The organism is Xanthomonas sp. NCPPB 2933, assembly GCF_056725225.1.
Map to the genome: position 1 here is coordinate 3,976,093 of NZ_CM161518.1, position 19,101 is coordinate 3,995,193.

Annotated in this window: 13 protein-coding genes; 2 read left to right on the forward strand and 11 right to left on the reverse strand. The window is 64.9% G+C overall.

The annotated features are described in order from the left end of the window. Window positions 1-533 precede the first annotated feature (533 nt). The 6 genes from AC1PLU_RS16460 to lexA all read right to left on the reverse strand — a co-directional run bounded on the left by AC1PLU_RS16460 (window position 534) and on the right by lexA (window position 10,141). Window positions 534-2,504: an OPT family oligopeptide transporter gene (locus tag AC1PLU_RS16460; RefSeq protein WP_104550511.1), complete on the reverse strand. Its 1,971-nt coding sequence runs from the start codon at window positions 2,502-2,504 to the stop codon at window positions 534-536. A 352-nt stretch (window positions 2,505-2,856) separates the two neighbouring features. Beyond that, window positions 2,857-3,675: an HDOD domain-containing protein gene (locus AC1PLU_RS16465; protein ID WP_043889015.1), complete on the reverse strand. Its 819-nt coding sequence runs from the start codon at window positions 3,673-3,675 to the stop codon at window positions 2,857-2,859. 347 nt (window positions 3,676-4,022) lie between these two features. Then, window positions 4,023-7,274, reverse strand: a complete 3,252-nt coding sequence (locus AC1PLU_RS16470; RefSeq protein ID WP_481106771.1) for an error-prone DNA polymerase — start codon at window positions 7,272-7,274, stop codon at window positions 4,023-4,025. 166 nt (window positions 7,275-7,440) lie between these two features. Continuing rightward, a complete protein-coding gene (locus tag AC1PLU_RS16475; RefSeq protein ID WP_481093646.1) occupies window positions 7,441-8,859 on the reverse strand; it encodes a Y-family DNA polymerase in 1,419 nt (472 codons plus the stop codon). A gap of 9 nt (window positions 8,860-8,868) precedes the next feature. Then, window positions 8,869-9,522, reverse strand: coding sequence for a translesion DNA synthesis-associated protein ImuA (gene imuA, locus AC1PLU_RS16480; protein WP_481093647.1), 654 nt, complete (start codon window positions 9,520-9,522; stop codon window positions 8,869-8,871). A gap of 1 nt (window position 9,523) precedes the next feature. After that, the gene (gene lexA / locus AC1PLU_RS16485; RefSeq protein WP_481093648.1) at window positions 9,524-10,141 is read right to left on the reverse strand and encodes a transcriptional repressor LexA; all 618 of its coding nucleotides are present in this window, start codon (window positions 10,139-10,141) and stop codon (window positions 9,524-9,526) included. 158 nt (window positions 10,142-10,299) lie between these two features. Here lexA and AC1PLU_RS16490 point away from each other — a divergent pair, with 158 nt between their 5' ends. After that, window positions 10,300-10,521 carry an AbrB/MazE/SpoVT family DNA-binding domain-containing protein gene (locus AC1PLU_RS16490; RefSeq protein ID WP_006450805.1) on the forward strand — a complete coding sequence of 74 codons (222 nt, stop codon included), beginning with the start codon at window positions 10,300-10,302 and terminating at the stop codon, window positions 10,519-10,521. Between the two features lie 8 nt (window positions 10,522-10,529). Next, window positions 10,530-10,955 (forward strand): type II toxin-antitoxin system death-on-curing family toxin, encoded by a 426-nt coding sequence (locus AC1PLU_RS16495; RefSeq protein WP_115037739.1) that lies wholly within the window; start codon window positions 10,530-10,532, stop codon window positions 10,953-10,955. A 240-nt stretch (window positions 10,956-11,195) separates the two neighbouring features. On the opposite strand, the gene AC1PLU_RS16500 is transcribed toward AC1PLU_RS16495, so the two are convergent. The 5 genes from AC1PLU_RS16500 to AC1PLU_RS16520 all read right to left on the reverse strand — a co-directional run bounded on the left by AC1PLU_RS16500 (window position 11,196) and on the right by AC1PLU_RS16520 (window position 18,975). After that, the gene (locus AC1PLU_RS16500; protein ID WP_481093649.1) at window positions 11,196-12,500 is read right to left on the reverse strand and encodes a jacalin-like lectin; all 1,305 of its coding nucleotides are present in this window, start codon (window positions 12,498-12,500) and stop codon (window positions 11,196-11,198) included. Between the two features lie 109 nt (window positions 12,501-12,609). Then, complete coding sequence (locus tag AC1PLU_RS16505; protein ID WP_481108542.1) at window positions 12,610-13,950, reverse strand: histidine-type phosphatase; 1,341 nt, start codon at window positions 13,948-13,950, stop codon at window positions 12,610-12,612. A gap of 315 nt (window positions 13,951-14,265) precedes the next feature. Further along, window positions 14,266-17,172, reverse strand: a complete 2,907-nt coding sequence (locus AC1PLU_RS16510) for a TonB-dependent receptor (RefSeq protein ID WP_481106772.1) — start codon at window positions 17,170-17,172, stop codon at window positions 14,266-14,268. A gap of 196 nt (window positions 17,173-17,368) precedes the next feature. Continuing rightward, window positions 17,369-18,454 carry a FecR family protein gene (locus tag AC1PLU_RS16515; protein ID WP_481106773.1) on the reverse strand — a complete coding sequence of 362 codons (1,086 nt, stop codon included), beginning with the start codon at window positions 18,452-18,454 and terminating at the stop codon, window positions 17,369-17,371. Then, window positions 18,451-18,975, reverse strand: a complete 525-nt coding sequence (locus tag AC1PLU_RS16520) for an RNA polymerase sigma factor (protein ID WP_023903059.1) — start codon at window positions 18,973-18,975, stop codon at window positions 18,451-18,453. Before AC1PLU_RS16520 ends, AC1PLU_RS16515 begins: the two co-directional genes overlap by 4 nt. Window positions 18,976-19,101: the final 126 nt, after the last annotated feature.

Sequence of the window (19,101 nt, forward strand, 5' to 3'; positions counted from 1 at the left end):
ATGGCAAGACGCTGGACAGATCGTGTGAACGGTCAGCGTTAGGGAGGGGGAAATGCACGTGGAGGTAGAACGACTGCATGGCCGCCGAACGGACGACGTCCTGCCAATCGATCTTATAGGCGTCTGCAGGCCCATAGGGGCCAACCATGACAAAAGCGACCGCAACCGCAAGCCGATGTTGCACAGCGTGATGTGAGTAGTACTTTCACTGACATCCATCGCAGCGTTACGCGGTGCGAGAACCTGCGTCGCGGGGTGTCATCGGGATCGATCGAGGCATGCAGTAGCCGTGGCGCACCATCCGTGCGGGAGACGGCACGATACGGAGCAGCGGCATAAAGTCGCTATGCATGGCGCCTGTGTAGCGCGTAAAGCCAACGCAAAGACGACGGAAGACCGAAGCGGCGCATCTCGCTGCGCGTGCGGCGCAGCGGCACTGGATCGCAACGCCACAACGAAAAACGGACACGCATCAGCGATGCGTGTCCGTCGGGATGAGGCGTGCAAGCGCATGCCTCAATGCTGCATCACGCTCAGGCGGTCCGTTCGCCGCGCTTGCCAACGCGATACAGCAGCCAGCCGACCAGGGCCAGGATCGCCAGGCCGAACCACTGGTTGAGCTGCAAGCCGGCCGGCAACGCGAGCACATCGGCGCGGCTGGACAGCACGATCGGCACCGCAATGGCGATCCCCATCAGCGCCTCGCCGGTGATCAGGCCGGCGGCGAACAGCACGCCCGGGCGATGCACACGATCGCGGCCGTCTTCGTCGTCGGCGCGGATCTTGTGGAAGCGTTCCACCAGGTGCGCGATCAGGCCACCGATGAAGATCGGCACCATCAGTTCCAACGGCAGATAGATACCGATCGCCGCGGCCAGCACCGGCACGCGGAAGCGCTTGCCGGTTTTCTTTAGCCATTCGTCCAGCGCGATGATCGCCGCGCCCACGCCGGCACCGATGGCGATCATCGCCCACGGCAGCTCGCCGCCGAACAAGCCCTTGGCGACCGAAGCCATCAGCGTGGCCTGCGGTGCAGCGAGCGAGTTGGGATGCTGCGGGGTGGCCGGGCCGATGCCGTACGCCTGCGCCAACAGGTTCAGCACCGGCGCCATGATCAGCGCGCAGGAGAACGCACCGATGCCCAGCATCAGCTGCTGCTTCCATGGCGTGGCGCCGACCAGATAACCGGCTTTGAGATCCTGCAGATTGTCGCCGCCCACCGCCGCCGCGCAGCACACCACCGCACCGATCATGATGGCCGCCACCGCGCCCAGCGGCGCGCCGCCGATGCCGGCCGGCACCAGACCGTCCTTGCCGAGTAGCAGCACCAGCACCGCCGAGGCGAACAGGATGGTGGAGATGGTGATGCCCGAAACAGGGTTGTTGGATGAGCCGATCAACCCGGCCAGATACCCGGACACCGACACGAACAGAAAGCCGGCCACGATCATGATGATCGTCATCGGGATCGACACGTGCCATTGCTGCACGATCGCCTGATACAGGCCCAGCAACGGCAAGGTGCACAGCACCAGCGCCACCAGCATCCACTTCATCGGCAGGTCGCGCTCGGTCTCGGCGACCACACCGCCACCGCTCTTGCGCGCGGCGGCAAAACCGCTCTTGACCCCGGACAACAGCGATTTGCGCAGCGAGAACAGCGTCCACACTCCGCCGATCAACATCGCGCCGACACCGAGATAACGGATCTTCGCGCCCCAGATGGCGAATGCCGCGTCGGCCGCCGGTGCATCGATCAGGCTCTGCGCCAATGCCGGATCCGAGCCCATGAAGAACTGCTGATACAGCGGGATGGCGATATGCCAGGACAGGATCGCGCCAGACAACACCACGATGCCGACATTCAAGCCGACGATGTACCCCACGCCCAGCAGCGCCGGCGACAGGTTGGTGCCCAGATACCCCACCAGCCGGCTGCTGCCGAGGTAGGTGGCCTGCGCCCAGGTGTCCGGGATCACCCGCAGGCCGCTGGCCGCAGCCAGCTTGACCAGTGCGCCGATGGCACCGGAGATGGCCAGGATCTTCAGACCCGGACCGGGGTTTGCACCGGCCTTGAGCACTTCGGCCGCGGCCTTGCCTTCGGGGAACGGCAGCGGGTCTTCGACGATCATCGAGCGCCGCAACGGCACCGAGAACAGCACCCCGAGCAAGCCGCCCATGCCGGCGATGCCGAGCACCCACCAGTATTTGAAGTCGGGCCAATAGCCCATGATCACCAGCGCGGGAATGGTGAATATCACCCCGGCCGCGATCGACGACCCCGCCGAGGCACCGGTCTGGACGATGTTGTTTTCCAGGATGGTGCCGCCGCCGAGCAGGCGCAGCACGCCCATCGAGACGACCGCTGCCGGAATGGCGGTGGCGATGGTCAGGCCGGCAAACAGGCCCAGATAGGCATTGGCGGCCGAAAGCACCACCGCCAGCACGATGGACAACACGACGGCACGGAAGGTGAGCTGGCGCGGTTGCGCGTCATGGCTCATGGGCAGTTCCCCTGTGGCAAAAAATCCGGACCACGCTAGCGCCTGTGCGCGGTTCCGTCCAGCTGCGTCGCGGCGTGACAGTGTGCCTGTCATGGCGGGTGGAGTACGCGGGACGTTGCGCCGGGAGAGTCAGCAGCGCACTGCACGATCGAATCGACCGCAGCACGCGCCTGGCTTGCAAGACGCGTACTGCAGTGACCGGTGACTGCTTGCAAAAACGACCGCGTCTTGATCAGGCGAACGCGGCTGGCGATCGGCGGCGCATGGATCACTCGGGTACCGGCGCGCTTGTGTTCCGTGCGCGCGCCGGTCTGATCGCAGTGCGTCTTACCGCATCACTGCAACTGCTCGCTCAACGCAGCGCTTCGGCAAACGCCAGGTAGGCCTCAATCACCTCCGGCAGCTCGGCGAACAACGCGTCCAGATCCACCGTGTCCATCAATGGCCCGCGCGCCGATTCCAGTGCCGCCGGGATGTCGCCATCGTGCGCGCGCAGTGCGTCTGACACATGCACGGCCTGGGCAAGCAGCAGCGGCATCAACGCGCCTTCCGGTGCGGCGGCCGGGCGGACCTGATAGGCGATGGCTTGCTGGATCACCGCAGGCAACTGCCAGCGACGCACCAGCTCGGCGCCCACTTCCGGGTAACCGAACCCCAACTGCAGGGTTTCTTCGGCCGCATGACCGGCAGAGGAGGTGTCGTGGTTGATGCGGCTGGCGTATTCCGGCGCGCCGGACTGGATCAGCAACTCGCCGATGTTGTGCATCATGCCGCAGGTAAACGCGGTTTCCGGATCGAGCCCATGCTGGCGCGCCAGCAAGCGGCAGATGCCGGCCACGCCGAAACTGTGCCGCCAGAAGGCGTTGAGATCGAAACTGGGGCCGGCATGAAACGCGCCGGTCATCGACGAGGCCAGCACCAACGTGCGCAGCGTGTTGAAGCCCAACCGCATCGCCGCGTCTTCGACGCTGGTGGAATCGCGCAGGCCATGGAAGCGCGCCGAATTGGCCAGCCGCAACACCTTGGCGGCGATCACCGGATCGCGCTCGATGGTGTGCGCCAACACATCGATGTTGGTGTTCGGATCATCGAACTGACGAATCAGGTCCTGCGCCACCTTGGGCACCGTGGGCAAGGTATGCAACTGGTCAAACAAAACCTCCAACTTCATGATCGCCTCGTGGGAAAGGAATGGGTCAGCGCAACTGCGCCCGCCATGGTGTCGTACAGGCCGCTTGAAAGTCACTAGCCCGCTGCATGCCCTGGCGTGACGACGCCATCGCCATCACTGGGCGCCAAGCCGCAGCGCCATTGGATTTTGCGCGCCTGCGCAGAGCGCTGCGCGTCGCGCATGGAACACTGCAACGCCACAGCGAACACAGCGCCATGCGGCGATGCTGGCAGCAGGGCAATGTGGTCGAGGACGGCCACAACTGCGGATGATGGATGCCGATAGACCAGGTCTGGAATCGTGACCGTAACGCGATGCCGGTGTTGGTCGATTTTGCCGGCAAATACTCAATGAAAATCGCGCGAGGGCAGTTGCATTTCGCCGAGCAGCTCGCTGAGGTCGTACAGATAGCCGGCGATGAGATGCTCCACGCCGTCCACGCGTTCCCAGCGGCCGCGCACCGCCATCAGGCGCGATTCCAGCAGTGCGCGGCGGCGGCGTAGCGCCAGGTGCGACCAGACGATGACGTTGATCATGCCGTGTTCGTCTTCCAGGGTGACGAAGATGGTGCCCTTGGCAGTGGCCGGGCGCTGGCGCTGGGTGACCAGGCCGGCGACATGCACACCGCTGCCGTGGCTGCGGCCTTGCAGCTCGCGCAGGCCGAGGATGCGTCGCTGCCGCATCTGCGGGCGCAGCAGCGCCATCGGGTGCTGGCGCAGGCTCAGGCCGACCGAGCGGTAATCGGCCAGGATGTCTTCGCCTGCGCGCGGCGCCTCGAATTCCACCGGGCGCTCTTCGGGGCTACCAGGCAGCAGCGGCCGCCGCGCTTCCACGCCGGCCATGGCCCAACGCGCGGCGTTACGGTTGCCCACCATGCCTTGCAAGGCGCCGGCCTCGGCCAGAGCGAGGCGCGCTTTTTCGTCGAGTGCGGCGCGCAGGCACAGATCGCCGATATCGGCGAAGCCCCGTTGCGCGCGTGCGGCGACAATGCGCGTTGCCACTACTTCCGATAATCCAGCGACCTGACGCATGCCCAGACGGATCGCCGGTTGTTCGCCAGGGTCTTCGTCGCTACACCATGGCCGGCCACCGACCAGCGTGTTGTCCCAGACGCTATGCAGCACATCCACCGGCAACACCTCCACGCGCGCGCGCTCAGGACTGCCGCGGCGCGCGTCCTGCACGATCTGGCTGGCCGAATAGAAGCCCATCGGCTGCGCATTGAGCAAGCCGCAGGCGAAGGCTGCAGGTTCGTGACGTTTGAGCCAGCAGCTGGCGTAGACGAGCTTAGCGAACGAGGCGGCGTGGCTTTGCGGGAAGCCGTAGGAGCCGAAGCCTTTGATCTGCTCGAAGATCTGGTCGATGAAGGTGGAGGCGTAGCCTCTGTTCTGCATGCGTTCGCGCACGCGCGTGCGGTGCTGCTCCATGTCACCGCCACGGCGCCACGCTGCCATTGAACGACGCAGATTGTCCGCTTCGCTCTCTGTGTATTCGGCGGCATGCATCAGCAGCTCCATCACCTGCTCCTGAAATAGCGGAACACCAAGCGTCGGCTTGAGAATATCTTCCACCTCCGGCGACGGGTAGTTCACTTCTTCGCGGCCCTGACGCCTGCGCAGATACGGGTGCACCATGTCGCCCTGGATCGGCCCGGGCCGCACGATCGCCACTTCGATCACCAGATCGTAGAACACCGCAGGCTTGAGCCGCGGCAGCATCGCCATCTGGGCACGCGATTCGATCTGGAATACGCCCACCGTGTCGGCGCGCTGGATCATCTTGTAGGTCGGCTTGTCGTCGCCTGGCAGCGTGGCGATGGTGTAATCGCGCCCGCGATGGCCGCGCACCAACTCCAATGTCTTGCGGATGCAGGTGAGCATGCCCAGCGCCAGGCAATCGACCTTGAGCAGCTTCATGGTTTCCAGATCGTCCTTGTCCCACTGGATGATGGTGCGATCGGCCATTGCCGCGTTTTCTACCGGCACCAGCAGCGACAAGGGTTCGTCGGAGATGACGAATCCGCCGACATGCTGGGACAGATGCCGCGGGTGATCGCGCAGGTGTTCGGTTACCGCAAGAATCTTGTTGATCAGTGGATTGGCCAGATCGAATCCGGCTTCTTCGATGCGCTGCTCCATCGGCGTTTCGCCATTGCCCCAGCCATAGCAATTGGCCAGCAAGGCGATCTGGTCCGGTGGCAGACCGAACGCCTTGGCCACGTCGCGCACCGCGCTTTTACCGCGATAGCAGATCACTGTCGCCGCCAGCGCAGCGCGTTCACGGCCGTATTTGGTGTAGACGTACTGCAGCACTTCCTCGCGCCGCTCGTGCTCGAAATCGACGTCGATATCCGGTGGCTCGTCGCGTTTTTCGGAGAGAAACCTTGCCATCAGCAAACGGGTTTCATCCGGATTGACTGCGGTGATACCCAGCGCATAACACACCGCCGAATTGGCCGAAGACCCACGGCCCTGGCACAGGATGTGCTGATCACGTGCGAAGCGCACCACATCTTGCACGGTGAGAAAGAATGCTTCGTAATTTTTGTGGGCGATCAGCGCCAATTCCTTTTCGATGTCGGCGCGTACCTTTGCCGGCGTTCCATTCGGCCACCGCTCACGCATGCCTGTTTCGGTGAGCTGCCGCAGATAGCTCGCCGGCGTATGCCCTTCCGGCACCAGTTCGCGCGGATAGGTGTATTCAAGCTTGGAAATATCGAAGGTACAGCGCTGCGCTAACCCAACGCTGGCCTGCAACAGCGCATCCGGATAGATGTTGCCCAGGGCCCGGCGCGTGCGCAAATGGCGCTCGCCGTTGCGGAACAGGTGCGCGCCGCACTCGGCCAACGGCAAGCTGTGGCGGATGGCGGTCAAGGTGTCCTGCACGATGCGCTCGCGGCGCTGCGCCATATGCACATCGCCGCTGGCCAGCGCGCTCATGCCCAGCTGCTGCGCCAGTAACTGCAAGGCAAGCAACCGCGCGGCATCGTCCTGTTCGCGATGCAGTTCCACCGCCAGGAATGCACGCTCGGCGAAGACCTGTTGCAACCAGGCACCCTGCTCGGCCTGCGGCTGCGCGCCGGGCATCCACACCGCGAACACGCCGGGTGCGACATCGCGAAACTGCGCTTCCACCTCGGCACGCCCCAACCGATATGTGCCCTTGCTTGCTGCACGGCGCGCGGTGGTGATCAGCGCGCACAGTTGCGGATAACCATGCGCGTTTTCCACCAGCAGCACAAAGCGGGTGCCATCGACCAGGGTGAATTCGCTGCCGACGATCAAGCGCACGCCGGTGGCGCGCGAGGCTTCCAGGCCGCGCACGATGCCGGCCAGCGAGCATTCGTCGGTGATGGCCAGCGCGCTGTAACCGCAGTGCTGCGCGCGTGCGAACAACTGCTCGGCACTGGAGGCGCCGCGCAGGAACGAGAAGTCCGACAGGCAATGCAGTTCGGCATACGCAGGCAGGCCATCGGCCACCGCCGCATGGCTGATGTCGTCATTGGCCGCGCGCAATCGCGCTGCCACATTCCACGCACGCGGCATGCGCCCGCCGGGCGTATCGCGGTCAACACCGTCTACGGCGTCGTCCCAGCTCATGGGCGCACATCTTCAATATCGCGCTGCCACCACACCATCTGTCCAGTGAGCCGCAGATCGCCTCGTTGCAGCTGCTCTTTCCCTGCGTGGCATCGGATGCTTGCGGCACCGCTGCGGTGACCAGCCCGACAAGCAGTGCTCGGTTGCCGCAGGGGCATGCGTCGGATCATGCGAACCACCCATGTAGCATCCAGCCTTCGACACGGCCCGGCGCGGCAAATACCCAGGCCCGGCGTCCGCGTGCGGTCTCCACCACGTAGTAATCGCGACGTGCTTCGTCGTCGTCCCACCAGCCGCTTTCCAATCGCTCCGGGCCGGAGACGATGCGTAACTGCGCATCGTGCAAGGGCACCGGCTGTGGCAATAACCAGGTGGGGCGCGGCGGGCGCGGTGGTGCATCGGTTTCGCGCACCGCATCGCCGATAGCGCGCCGCCATGCGCGTTCCGGGCGCGGGTCGTTGGCCGGCAGCACGCGATACACCGCCTCATCGCCCAGCCGCGCACGCAGGCGCTCGCGCAGCTGCGGCCACTCCACCGATTGCTGCGCACGCTGATCGAACAGATCGCGCATGGCCGGCACGAACGGTGGCAGCTGCCGCGCCAGCAGGCGCATCGCCACTACCGGGCGCGGGATCTCCACCCGCTCCAGCCGGTTGCGTGCAAGCTCGAACAACAGCGTGGGCGCACGCTCCGGCGTCAGCAGGCCGATCTCGACATCGGTGGCGCCTTGTTCGTGCTCCAGTCGCAGCAAGAACCGTTGCACGCCGCCATCGCGGATGGACAGATACGTGCACAGATCGCCGATCAAACGCCGCAGCGGAAACAGCAGCGCCGGATGCATTTCCACCTCGTAGCCCAGTTCCACACGCTGGTCGAAATGATCTGGCGGTGCGTAACACTCCAAGGGGTCGTCGACCTGGCCGTAGAGGCGGTCCAGGTGATCGAGCAAACCCGCACCGAAACGCCGGCGCAGCCCATCGCGCGGCAACGCCCGCACCGCAGCCAGCGTGCGCACGCCCATGTGCTGCAGGCGCTCACCCACATCGTCAGGCAAGGCGGCACGGCGTACCGGCACTTTGTCGAGCGTGCTGTGCAAGGCCGGCAACTGCGTCACGACCATGCCATCACGCAAGCCGGCCAGCACGCGTGCGGCGCGCGGCGTGGGCGCCAGTGCAAGCCGGTGCTGGAAGCCCAACGCCTGCAGCTCATCGCGCAGGCGGCGCTCGAAACGCGGCCACGGACCGAACAACCGAAAACTGGCGCCGGCTTCCAGCACGATGGCGCGCGACCATTGCTGGCTCACCAGCGAACTATGCCGATACGCCCAGGCCGCAAGAAACCGCTGCGTGCGCGCCTCAGCCTGCGCGTCGTAATCGATGGTGTGCACATCGGCCATCAGCGCATGCGCCGCCGACAGCCGCATCCCTGCTTTCAAACCGGCTGCGGACGCCGCTGCGTTGACCGAATGCAGGCTACGTAACTGCGCCGGCCCTTCCACCAACACCAGCGGCGCCTGCGGCTCTTCCAGACGCCGAAGGACGGCGTCCAGCGCCAGCTGCGGCAGCAGTATGCAGGCCCACAACATGCGCGCGCCTCAATGCGCCAGCCGCAACGGCTGCGAGGGGACCTGCCCACCGCGGCACTTGCGCACCTGCCAGGCATCGCGCTCGGGCAGAAATTCCAGCCGCAAGGCGGCCGGCGATGCATTGACCGCATGCTTGCGGTCGCGCAGCGCGAAGGCGCAGCAATTGCCGCTGTCGGCGGCGACTTGCAGCCGCCGCAACGCGCGCGCATCGCCGGTCTGCGGCCAGCCCAATACCGCCGCGCAGGCACCGCTGCGCAGGCATTGTTCGAACGCCCACAAGGCGTCGCGCGGCTCGGCCTGCACCACTTCCAGATGTTCCAGCACCACTCCACCCGCCTGCCAGGCAGATGCGTAGGGAATGAACGGAGGCGCCACCAACACTACGCGACTGCTGGCGCCGGTCATGCGCGCCAGCGTGGGCAACAACAATGCGATCTCGCCTACGCCGTGCGCGGGCAACAGCAATTCGGTCAGTGCCCGCCGCGGCCAGCCACCATCGGGCAGCAGCGCATCCAGTGCGGCATGCCCGGTGGATTCGCCGCCATGGGCAATGGCCGTGCCGTGACCTGCGCGCCAGACTGTGCGCGTGGCCAGCAGGGCGTCCAGCGGCAGTGCGACTGCCGCGTTGCCGTCCTGCCTGATGCGCGCGGGCTCCTGGCTCATCTCAACCCTGCCGGATCAGACCGCAGTACAGCCCTTCGATCGCGAAGTCGGCATCGGCCGCCACCACGATCGGCGCATGCGCGCGGTTGCGTGGCAACAGGCGGATGCGCTCGTCGCCGTGCTCCAGTCGTTTGATGGTGATCTCGCCATCCACACGTGCCACCACGATCTGCCCATCGCGCGCATCGTTGCTGCGATGCACGCCCACCAGATCGCCGTCCAGAATGCCGTCGTCGATCATCGAGTCGCCTTGCACCTGCAACAGATAATCCGGACGCAGCGAGAACAGCGCGCGGTCCAGCCACAGCTGACGATCCAGCCCGATATCCGCCCCGATCGGCACACCGGCCGCCACCCGCCCCAGCACCGGCAAGGCCAGCACCGCATTGCGCGCCGGATCAGGCCTCATCCGGCCTGGCACCCGGATACCGCGCTTTTGATTGGGCAGCAGCTCGATCAACCCGGCCTCGGCCAGTGCCTGCACGTGCTTTTGCGCGGCATTGCGCGAGGCGAAGCCGAACGCCTGCGCAATCTCGGCCAGGCTGGGCGACACCCCTGCGCGTGCCTGTTCCTGCAGGAAGGCCAGCACCGCCGCACGTTTGGGAGAGAGAGATTCCATAGGAGAAAACGGCCAGCCGGGACTAGGTGTACATTTGTACACCCCTCGGTCGCAGCAGGCGAGATTGGCCAACTCAGCTTGCTGAGCCGATTCAGCGGGCGAGCTTGCGACAGACCGGGCCCCGAGTTATAACTCACGTAATAACAAGGGGCGCCGCCATGAAACTCAAGATCACCTCCATCGGCAATTCCGCCGGCGTCATCCTGCCCAAGGAACTGCTGGCCCGTCTGCGCCTGGGCAAGGGCGACGAACTGTATGCGCTGGAAACGCCCGACGGCATCAAGTTGACCGCGTTCGACCCTACCCTGGCCGCGCAGATGGAGGTGGCCGAGCAGGTGATGCGCGAGGATCGGCAGGTGCTGCACAAGTTGGCCAAATGAACACCCGCATGGTCGTCTGGATCGAGCGCGCGCTTGCCTTGGCAATACACGAACGTCAGTTGAGCGAGCACGGTGGCGCAACTGGCGTGCGTGATGAAGCCTTGCTGGATTCGGCGCTGACACGCCCGCAACAGTTGTTCTCCTACGGCGATCCCCCGCCCGACCTGGTGGAACTGACTGCGAGCCTGGCCTATGGGCTGGCACGCAATCACCCGTTTGTGGATGGCAACAAGCGCACCGCCCATGTCTGCTATCGCGTCTTTCTTGGACTCAATGGTGCTGAGCTCATTGCATCGCAAGAAGACAAGTACGTCGCCATGATGCAATTGGCCGATGGCGCCTGGAGCGAGAAGCAGTTTGCGCAGTGGCTACGGGCAAGGGTGCGCTTGCGTGACGACCGGCATATCCATGAGACACGACCCACCTATGGCTGAGCATCCCTCCGGCTGATAGCACTCTGCTTTGCGCTCGTCCCATGCAGCCGTGCAGCGCGTTTCTACTCCCGTCATCAGCGGTCTCGTTGCACTGTGCACAGTGAAGAATGCAAGCAAGCACGGCGTCAATATCGCTGAAGCATGGGCCTGCAGCCGCTCACGCAACACTGGCCATCCCTGGCCGTGCCGCTGCTACGCAACGCGTTACGCTCGTTACGCAGTCTGTTGCGTCAGCTACGCTCAGTCCTTCGCATACACCACACCCAATTTGTCGATCTCGTCGCCGGCGCGGCCGGTGAAACCGGCGATATGCCAGCCGCTCGGCGCGGTCAGCGTATAGGTCTCGCTGCTCGGTGTGCCCACCTGCACGCTGCGGCCTTTGTTGGTGCGCAGGCTCAGTGAGAACACGCGGGTGCGGTCGTTGTACTTGCCTACGCTGAAAGTTGCCGAAGCCAGCGTTTCGTTGGCACCCAGCGACAACGTCGTCGCCTGCCCACCACTGCCGCCGTGCGCGAGCAGCTTGCCGCTGTCCAGGATCACACCCAGGCCATCCAGACGCGCGCCGCCGCGCAGGGTCACCCCGCTGAGCGGGCGACCGCCGGTGTTGCCGGCCAGGTCGTTGAACGGGATACCGTGCGGGCCACCGAACTGGTCGCTGGTGCGCAGTCGATCGCCCACTGCCCAACCGAACTGCGCATGCAGTGGGTAATGGTCGGACAGGGGCTTGCCTGCACTGTCGTAGAAGCCGCCGCCATCGAGCTGATAGCGGTTGGCCACCAGGGTCAGTTGCGGCGCATCGCGGTACAGGATCTTGTCGACCACCTCGCAGCTGTTGGTGGGTGGCGTGCCGCACAGCAGCGGTGCGGCGCCAGCCGCCGGTGCTGTGCCCTTGATCAATTCCACCCACGCATCGGTCAGCCCATTGGAGGCGATCAGCTCGCGGATATTGTCGTCGCTGCGGGTGTAACGCGTGTTGGAATCCATCATCACCAGCACCGCGTTACCGGCCGACCAGGTCTGGATGAACTGCGCCAGCTGGCCGATATTGGCACGGCGTGCGGACAGATCGCCCGCTTCGACACCGGCATTGGGATGCGCGTTGTAGACATCCAGCAACACGCCATCGGCCAGGCGCACGCGCATGTAACTGAAACCCTTCGGGGTCAGGCAGTCGGTGCCGTTGCACTGATTCCACTTGATCCGGGTGAAGTCGCTGAAGGGATAGTTGCTGAGCGTATTGAGCCCGTCGCCGAAGGCAGCGCCGCCACTGGTGGCGGTGCGGTACGGATGCGCATCCCCCGCGTACAACGTGGCGTGGTAGTTGAAGTCTTCCTGCACATTGACCAGGCCGTAAGGTGCCAGTTTCGGCGCCAGCAGTGCGGTGTTGGTGGCCGGCGTTCCGCTGGACAGCCCTTCGGGCAGGCCGGCGACGTTGTAAGTCAGCACGTCGAGGACGCCGACGTTTGTTTGTGCCTGGGCGATGCTTGCACAGGCAAGACCGAGCGTGATTCCGAGACTGACGAGAGTACGTAGCTGGTGGAGCATAAATCGCCTCTTGCAGTGGTGAAAAACAGCGGCTGGCACGGTGGCCAGAGAAACGGCGCTCATGCGCCGATGCAACTACACGCGCCGGTCGTGGCCGGCGCGTGCAGCGTCATTCGCTCAGGTAATGCGGGTCGATTGCGGCGTCGATCAAGCTGGCCAGGGCAGGCAGTGGGCAGTCGTAATCCGGTGTGGCGCTGCTGCAACCGGGAATGAACACAGGCGACGAGGGCGGCGGCGCCTGTGGCGTCAGCACGCGGCGTTCGCGCAGTTGCGCCAGGGTCTGCGCGGTGTAGCGCAGGCGGATCACCCGTTGCCCATCTGCACGGCGCCAGCGCTCGAACACCAGCGCGCCACCGGGTACGGTCTGGTCGGGCTGGTAACCGGGCAACTGCCAATGCAGATCGAACATGCCGGCCAGCAAGGTCAGCGTGCCGTCGTGCCCGGACAGCACTACCAGCCGTGCATCGCCACCGATCGGCGTGGGGTGCGGTGTATTGCTATTGCCGCTGGCATTGCTGTTGCCGTTGCTGTGAGTATCAGTGCCAGCGTCGGTAGTGCTGCCTTGCTGCAAGGTCGCCAGTAATCGTGCGGCCAGCGGCGAACTGGCCATGCGCGCCACCGTCGGCGCACGCAGACGCAGCGCGAACTCGGCCTGATGCGGTGCGAATGCGCGCAGCAGACTGGCCTCGTTCACGCCTTGCCACCCCAATGCGGCAAAGTCCTGGCCATCGGCCCAGCCCATCAGCAGGCTTTCGCTGATACCCGATGCAGATGGTGCCGGGCCTTCGACACCGGCGATTCCATCGTGGGCATCGCCCATGCGCGAGTGCACCGCATCCAGGCGTTGCTTGCCGGCACCAGCCTGCGCTGGACACGGCCGCTGCGCGCACTGCAGCAGCAGTTGCTGCAGGCTGTCGATCGCATCGTGTTGCGTCGCATTCCAGGACGCAACATCTCCACCGACGCGGCCGGCGATGGCCGCACGCATCAATGCAGCGGCAGCTGGCTGCCGCAATGCCGGGGCACCGTCGAACAGTGGATCGGACGCGCCGTCGGCAACGTGGTGCACCGTGTTCGTGCACCCCGGCGTGAGCGTGCTTGCCAACGCGCGTGCCGAGGCGATGGTGCGCTGGGTGCGATTGGCCCAGTAATAGACGTTGGCGCAGCCATCGCCATCGAACACACCAAGCGGCGCGTAATGCGCGCGGTAATAGGCTCCGAACAACGCTTCCAGACGCGCACCGTTGGCGGTCAGGTGCCCGGCCGGCACAGCGAAGCGTGGCCAGGGACGTGCGGAATAGCGGCCCAGCTGCTCCGGGCTGGACATCGCCGCACGCACGCCGTGGCGCTTGAGGATGACGACTTTTTCAAGCGTCTCCGGCGCCGCAGCAGCGGCATGCGCCACTTCCAACGCAGCCGGACCGGCAACGAACAGCACAAAGAAACACATACAGATACGAGGCAGTAATGACATGAGTGGTCTCAAAACGTGGTGCACCCACTGCATTGCGCGAGATCTCGCGCAATGCAGCTGGCAACAGCGCCAACGCGGGCGATGCTGCCTTGCATGCGGCACCCCTGCAGTAGGCGCCGAGTAGCGGCAGTGGCTGCCGCCGACAACCGTGGAACGGCGATCAACGCAACTGCGCAGCTGTCAGGTGGGCGTGGCCGATGCAGGAGCGGCATGCACCGCTCCTACGCTCGGACCACAAGCGCACCGTCCGCAGCCAGCTGACGACTGCTCGCCAGCCGGTCCCGGCCAATCTCAAAAACGCGCGCGCATCCCCACCGACCAGGTGCGGCCGTAGTCGGTATAGCCGCCGAACAAGTGATCGCCAACGAACTGGCGCTGCACTTCGCCGGTGAGGTTGATCGCGTTGACGAATACCGACAGCGTGTCGTTGACCTTGTAGGCGACATTGGCATCGAGGCTACCGAACTGGTCGCTGTTGAGCGTGGCCACATTGGCGGTGCCCACCGCGTTGAGAATGTCGTCGCTCCAGCTGTAGCTGACGCGCGCCATCAACGGCCCCTTCTCGTAGAACAGCACGGCGTTGTAGGTGTTCTTGGCCACGCCTTCCAGGCTGTCGGTGAAGCTGCTGGCGCCGTCGTGATAGGTGGCCTTGCTGTCGGTCCAGGTGTAATTGAGCTGCATGCCCAGGCCATCCAGCGGCGACGGCAGGCCGGTGAAGACCTGCTGGTACGCCACTTCCGCGCCCTGCACCATCGCCTTGCTGCCGTTGGTCTTGGACGACAGCAGATAGGTCTGGCCTTCGTAGACCAGGTTGGACATCTGGGTCTGGATGAAGCTGGAAATATCCTTGTAGAACAACCCGCCGGTCAGGGCCGAGGTGCCATCGATGTACCACTCGAAGGTCAGGTCGTACTGCCATGCCTCGAATGGCTGCAACGCAGGATTGCCACCACTGGCGGTGAAGCGTTCGCCACTGGAATTGAAGGTGAGCTTGGACGACAGATCGGTGAGGTCCGGGCGCGTGATCACCTTGGCAGCGGAGCTGCGCAGCACCATGTCCTCGCGCACGTCCCAGGCTGCATTGAACGAGGGCAGCACATTGGTGTAGCTGCGCTCGAAGTGCACCGGTTGCGCGCTGCCGTTGACGTCGGCATGACCATCGGTGGCCTGTTCGGTGCGCACCACGCGCGCACCGAGATTGCCGCGCAGCTCGCGGCCGGCCAGTTCGGTGCCGAAGTTGGTCATCGCGTAGGCCGAGGCGATCTTTTCCTGCACCTCATAGGAATTCTGCAGGTCGGCGCTATTGGGCGTATTGCTCAGATCGGCGCTGGTCGGCCAATTGCCCCAGAACGTGGATTCGATCGGCGCCAGCCATTGCCGCGGCAGGTTGCCGTTGGCATCGGCCAGCATGTCGCTCACCGGCAATGCGGTGAAATTGCTGCCTGGAAAACGCACGCCGGCGATGCTGTTGAGCAGCAGATCGGCACGGTCGTAAGTGCGCGAGCGCTGGCGATACTTGGCGCCCACCTTGAAGTCGCGGAAGAAGCTGCCGTCGAGCGCACGCTTGGCATCGAACTGCAGTGCGTCTTCCTTGTCGCGTGCGTCGATCTCGCGCCATTCCAGCCGGCGCCCTGCCACGGTGGCCGGGTTGGTTGGATCGAAGCCGTTGGTGAAGCTCCAATCGGGCACGTTGTCGCCGTCGGCTTGCGGCATGTCCACGCGCATCGACAGGTTGGTACCGCTGCGCAGACGGGTGCGCCGGATCGGATCGGAGTCGTAGCTGTGCGCCTGCGAGTGGAATGCCACCGCGCCCAGCGTCCAACGGTCGCCGCTCCAGGTGCTGGACAGGCGCGCACTGCGATTGTCGTCGGTGATGCCGGAAGTTTCGCGCGAGATCTGCACCTGGCCGTTGCGATAATCGAAGCCGGTAATGCCGCCGTTTTCCACGCGCAGATTGCTTAGCTTGGCCAGGCTGTCGAAGCCCACGCCCATGCTGTACTCGTCGTAATGCACGGTCTGCTTGGCATAGAGCAGATCCAGGTTGGTTTCCCATTGTGCGCTCGGCTTCCACTGCAGCGAGGCAGCCACACCGGTGCGTTCGCGCTCTTCCAGCTCCAGCGTCGGGCGCAGACCGGTGGGCACGTAATTGGCGCCGGGCACACCCGGCACGCCGTTGCGGTAATAGTCCCAGCTCACCTCGTTGACGCGGTCCTGGCGCAGCGTGCGTTGCGCATACGCGCCGGAAATCAACATGCCGAAAGTGCCTTCGGCGTTGACCCAATTGAACAGCCCGGAGGCGCGCGGATCGTTGGCCTGGGTGCGCTGGGCCTGACTCGATTCCAGCGACACATTGGTCAGCGTCTTGCCCAGTTCCAACGGGCGGAACGTGCGTACGTTGATGATGCCGCCAATCGCACCTTCGTCCAGATCGGCGGTGGGACTCTTGATCACATCCAGGCCGGACACCAGTTCGGCCGGCAATGTGTCGTAACGGAACTGCCGCCCGGTTTGGCCAGAAGTGCGCACGTTTTCGTTGACCGCCATGGTCTGGCCGTTGAGCGTGGTGACCTGGAAGTTCGGGCCCAGGCCGCGCACACGCACGTACACCCCTTCGCCGCGATCGCGCACGATCGACACGCCGGGCACGCGCTGCAGCGCTTCGGCCACGTTCTGCGCCGGCAGCTTGCCGATGTCTTCGGCAGCGATCACATCCACCACGCTGTCGGCATAACGCTTCTGCCGCAGTGCGGCGCTGAGGCTGCCGGCGTAACTGCCGAGCACCTGGATGCTGTCCAGCTCCTGCACCGGTGCGTCTGCGCGCGGCATTGGCGCCGTTGCGTTCGTTGCGACTGCCGCGGTTGCAGGAATCGTTTGCGGCAGGCCGGGCGCTGGCTCGGCGGTTTCGATCGTCACCGTGGTCGCATTGAGATAGCGGTAACGCAGGCCGGTGCCATCGAGCAATTGCTGCAAGGCCTGCTCCGGTGCAATGCCGGCAGCGGTGGCGCGGGTCTGCGGGTTGCCGGCCACACCTGCGGCATAGACAAACTGCAGCCCGGTCTGACGCGACAGCGCATTGAGCGCGCGTGCCAGTGGCTGGGCAGGAATCGCATCGACCGCGATGGTGGCAGGTGCCGCCTGGGCGCCGGCAGTGCCGGCATGCAAGGCGAGAGCGATCGAAAGAAACAACGTACGGCGCATCGTGGAATCCAGTAGGGGAGGAAGCAATGCGCAGCACCTCACGCGAGGCGGGATGCTGCGTTGTACCCGGACTACGAGGATCGACAGCGAGGATCGGGCACCGTTTTTTGATGAATTTTCTGTGACACGTGCTGGAGGAGCGAACGCTGAGCGCGCGCAGGCGATGCACGCATCGATACGTCACTTGGCACCACGGCTATCGCGTAAGCGTGTCCTGCGCAGGCCGGCTGCGCACACGCAGAATTCCCGGCGCACTGACCACGCGCAGGTTTGGCTGGCCATCAAGGAAGGCGCGCAGCGAGGCGATATCGTCGCCGCGCAGATTGCCGGTGAGCCGCAACGCACCGGCGGCAGCGTCGTCGATCAACAAGCGCGTGCGATTGAGCCGATTGAAGTCTTCGGCCACCGTGGCTAGCGGTGCGTCGCGGAACACGATGCGGCGCTGCCGCCAGGCATGCATCGTGGCTACCTCTTCGCTGGCGAGTTCGACCCGGCCAGTCGCATCGTCGATACGCGCGCTCTGCCCTGCCCCCAGATTGGCGAGCATCGGTTGCCCAGCGCGCTGTTCGTGCCACACGTGTACACGGCCCTCGGCCACCTCGATACGTGCCTGACGCTGATACAAGGCAATGTCGAAGGTGGTGCCGATATCCTCCACACGCAGATGGCCTGCGTGCACTTGCAAGGGGCGCCGGTCCGGTGCGACCACAAAGCTGGCCTGGCCACGCAACAGCTGCAAGTGACGGCTCCACGGCGTCATGGTCGCGCGCACGCTGCTTTGCGCATTCAGATGCACCACGCTGCGATCGGCCAACTGCACGCTGCGCTGCTCGCCGTGCACGGTGGCGTAGGTTTGCGTGCGCGGCCAAGCCCAGCCAGTCAGCACTGCCACCCCGCAGAGCGCTGCGGCAAGCCCCATGCTCCAGGGGCGCACGCGCGCACTGCGTTGGGCTGCGGAGCGGTGTGGCTGGGCCGCATGTTGCGACGTCAATCGTGGCGGCAACGGCAGCGCGATCACGTTCCGCGCCACTGCATCAGTGCTCTTGCGCCGGTCGGCGTCGAGCAGAGCATCCACGTCCAGCTCCATGCCGCGCAATGCATCGCCCAGTTCGCCAGACACGCGCAGCACGGCCATGTATTCGCGCACATGCAGCGGCGATGCCGTCAGCCATTGCAGAAAGCTGGCCTGTTGCCCCGCATCCAGCGCCTGCATGCGTTGCAGCGCATGCCAATGCGCGGCCTCAGCGACAGCGCTGCGGTTTGGCACTGCAGACTTACTCACCAGCTTTCTCCGCTGTCGGCCACTGCCCGTCTGCACGCCGACAACCCGCGCACCACGTGTTTCTTGACCATATGCGCAGATACCCCCATGCGCTCGGCGATCTGTTTGTAGCTCAGCCCATCGCGGTATTGCATCACCAATACCGCACAGGTGCGCTCCGGCAATGTTGCCAGCAAAGCCTGCAAGCGTTGCTGGCGCTGCTGCCGGTGCGCGGCGTCTTCCACGTCGTCGCCTGCGGCCAACACCTGCGAAAACTGCTCCATCTCTTCGATGCGCAGCGGCGCCTGTTTACGTCGCACGGCCTGCTCGCGCGCCAAGTTCAGCGCCACCGTGTACAGATAGGCCTCGGGATTGGCGATCGCCTCACCCTGATCCTGATGCGCACGCAACAGGCGTAGATAGGTCTCCTGCACCAGATCCTCGGCCTCTTCTTTGGCACCACGGCGCACGAAAAAGCCACGCAGCACCGATCCATGCTGGGTGAACACCTGCGTCCACGCGCGGGCGGCGTTGGCTTTCATGAGTGTGCGCTCCCCTTGCGCTGGGCCGGCTAGCCTGGCCAATGCAGGTGACACCACGATGACGCGCAGCAGGCGCCATTGCGCCTGCGCATGCATCGCCGATGGTCATGCGCTTGGTCTGATGCG

Excerpts from the sequence above, each read along its gene's own strand:
- AC1PLU_RS16460 (WP_104550511.1), bottom strand. The coding sequence starts at position 2,504 with ATGAGCCATGACGCGCAACCGCGCCAGCTCACCTTCCGTGCCGTCGTG.
- AC1PLU_RS16465 (WP_043889015.1), bottom strand. The coding sequence starts at position 3,675 with ATGAAGTTGGAGGTTTTGTTTGACCAGTTGCATACCTTGCCCACGGTG.
- AC1PLU_RS16470 (WP_481106771.1), bottom strand. The coding sequence starts at position 7,274 with ATGAGCTGGGACGACGCCGTAGACGGTGTTGACCGCGATACGCCCGGC.
- AC1PLU_RS16475 (WP_481093646.1), bottom strand. The coding sequence starts at position 8,859 with ATGTTGTGGGCCTGCATACTGCTGCCGCAGCTGGCGCTGGACGCCGTC.
- imuA (WP_481093647.1), bottom strand. The coding sequence starts at position 9,522 with ATGAGCCAGGAGCCCGCGCGCATCAGGCAGGACGGCAACGCGGCAGTC.
- lexA (WP_481093648.1), bottom strand. The coding sequence starts at position 10,141 with ATGGAATCTCTCTCTCCCAAACGTGCGGCGGTGCTGGCCTTCCTGCAG.
- AC1PLU_RS16490 (WP_006450805.1), top strand. The coding sequence starts at position 10,300 with ATGAAACTCAAGATCACCTCCATCGGCAATTCCGCCGGCGTCATCCTG.
- AC1PLU_RS16495 (WP_115037739.1), top strand. The coding sequence starts at position 10,530 with ATGGTCGTCTGGATCGAGCGCGCGCTTGCCTTGGCAATACACGAACGT.
- AC1PLU_RS16500 (WP_481093649.1), bottom strand. The coding sequence starts at position 12,500 with ATGCTCCACCAGCTACGTACTCTCGTCAGTCTCGGAATCACGCTCGGT.
- AC1PLU_RS16505 (WP_481108542.1), bottom strand. The coding sequence starts at position 13,950 with ATGTGTTTCTTTGTGCTGTTCGTTGCCGGTCCGGCTGCGTTGGAAGTG.
- AC1PLU_RS16510 (WP_481106772.1), bottom strand. The coding sequence starts at position 17,172 with ATGCGCCGTACGTTGTTTCTTTCGATCGCTCTCGCCTTGCATGCCGGC.
- AC1PLU_RS16520 (WP_023903059.1), bottom strand. The coding sequence starts at position 18,975 with ATGAAAGCCAACGCCGCCCGCGCGTGGACGCAGGTGTTCACCCAGCAT.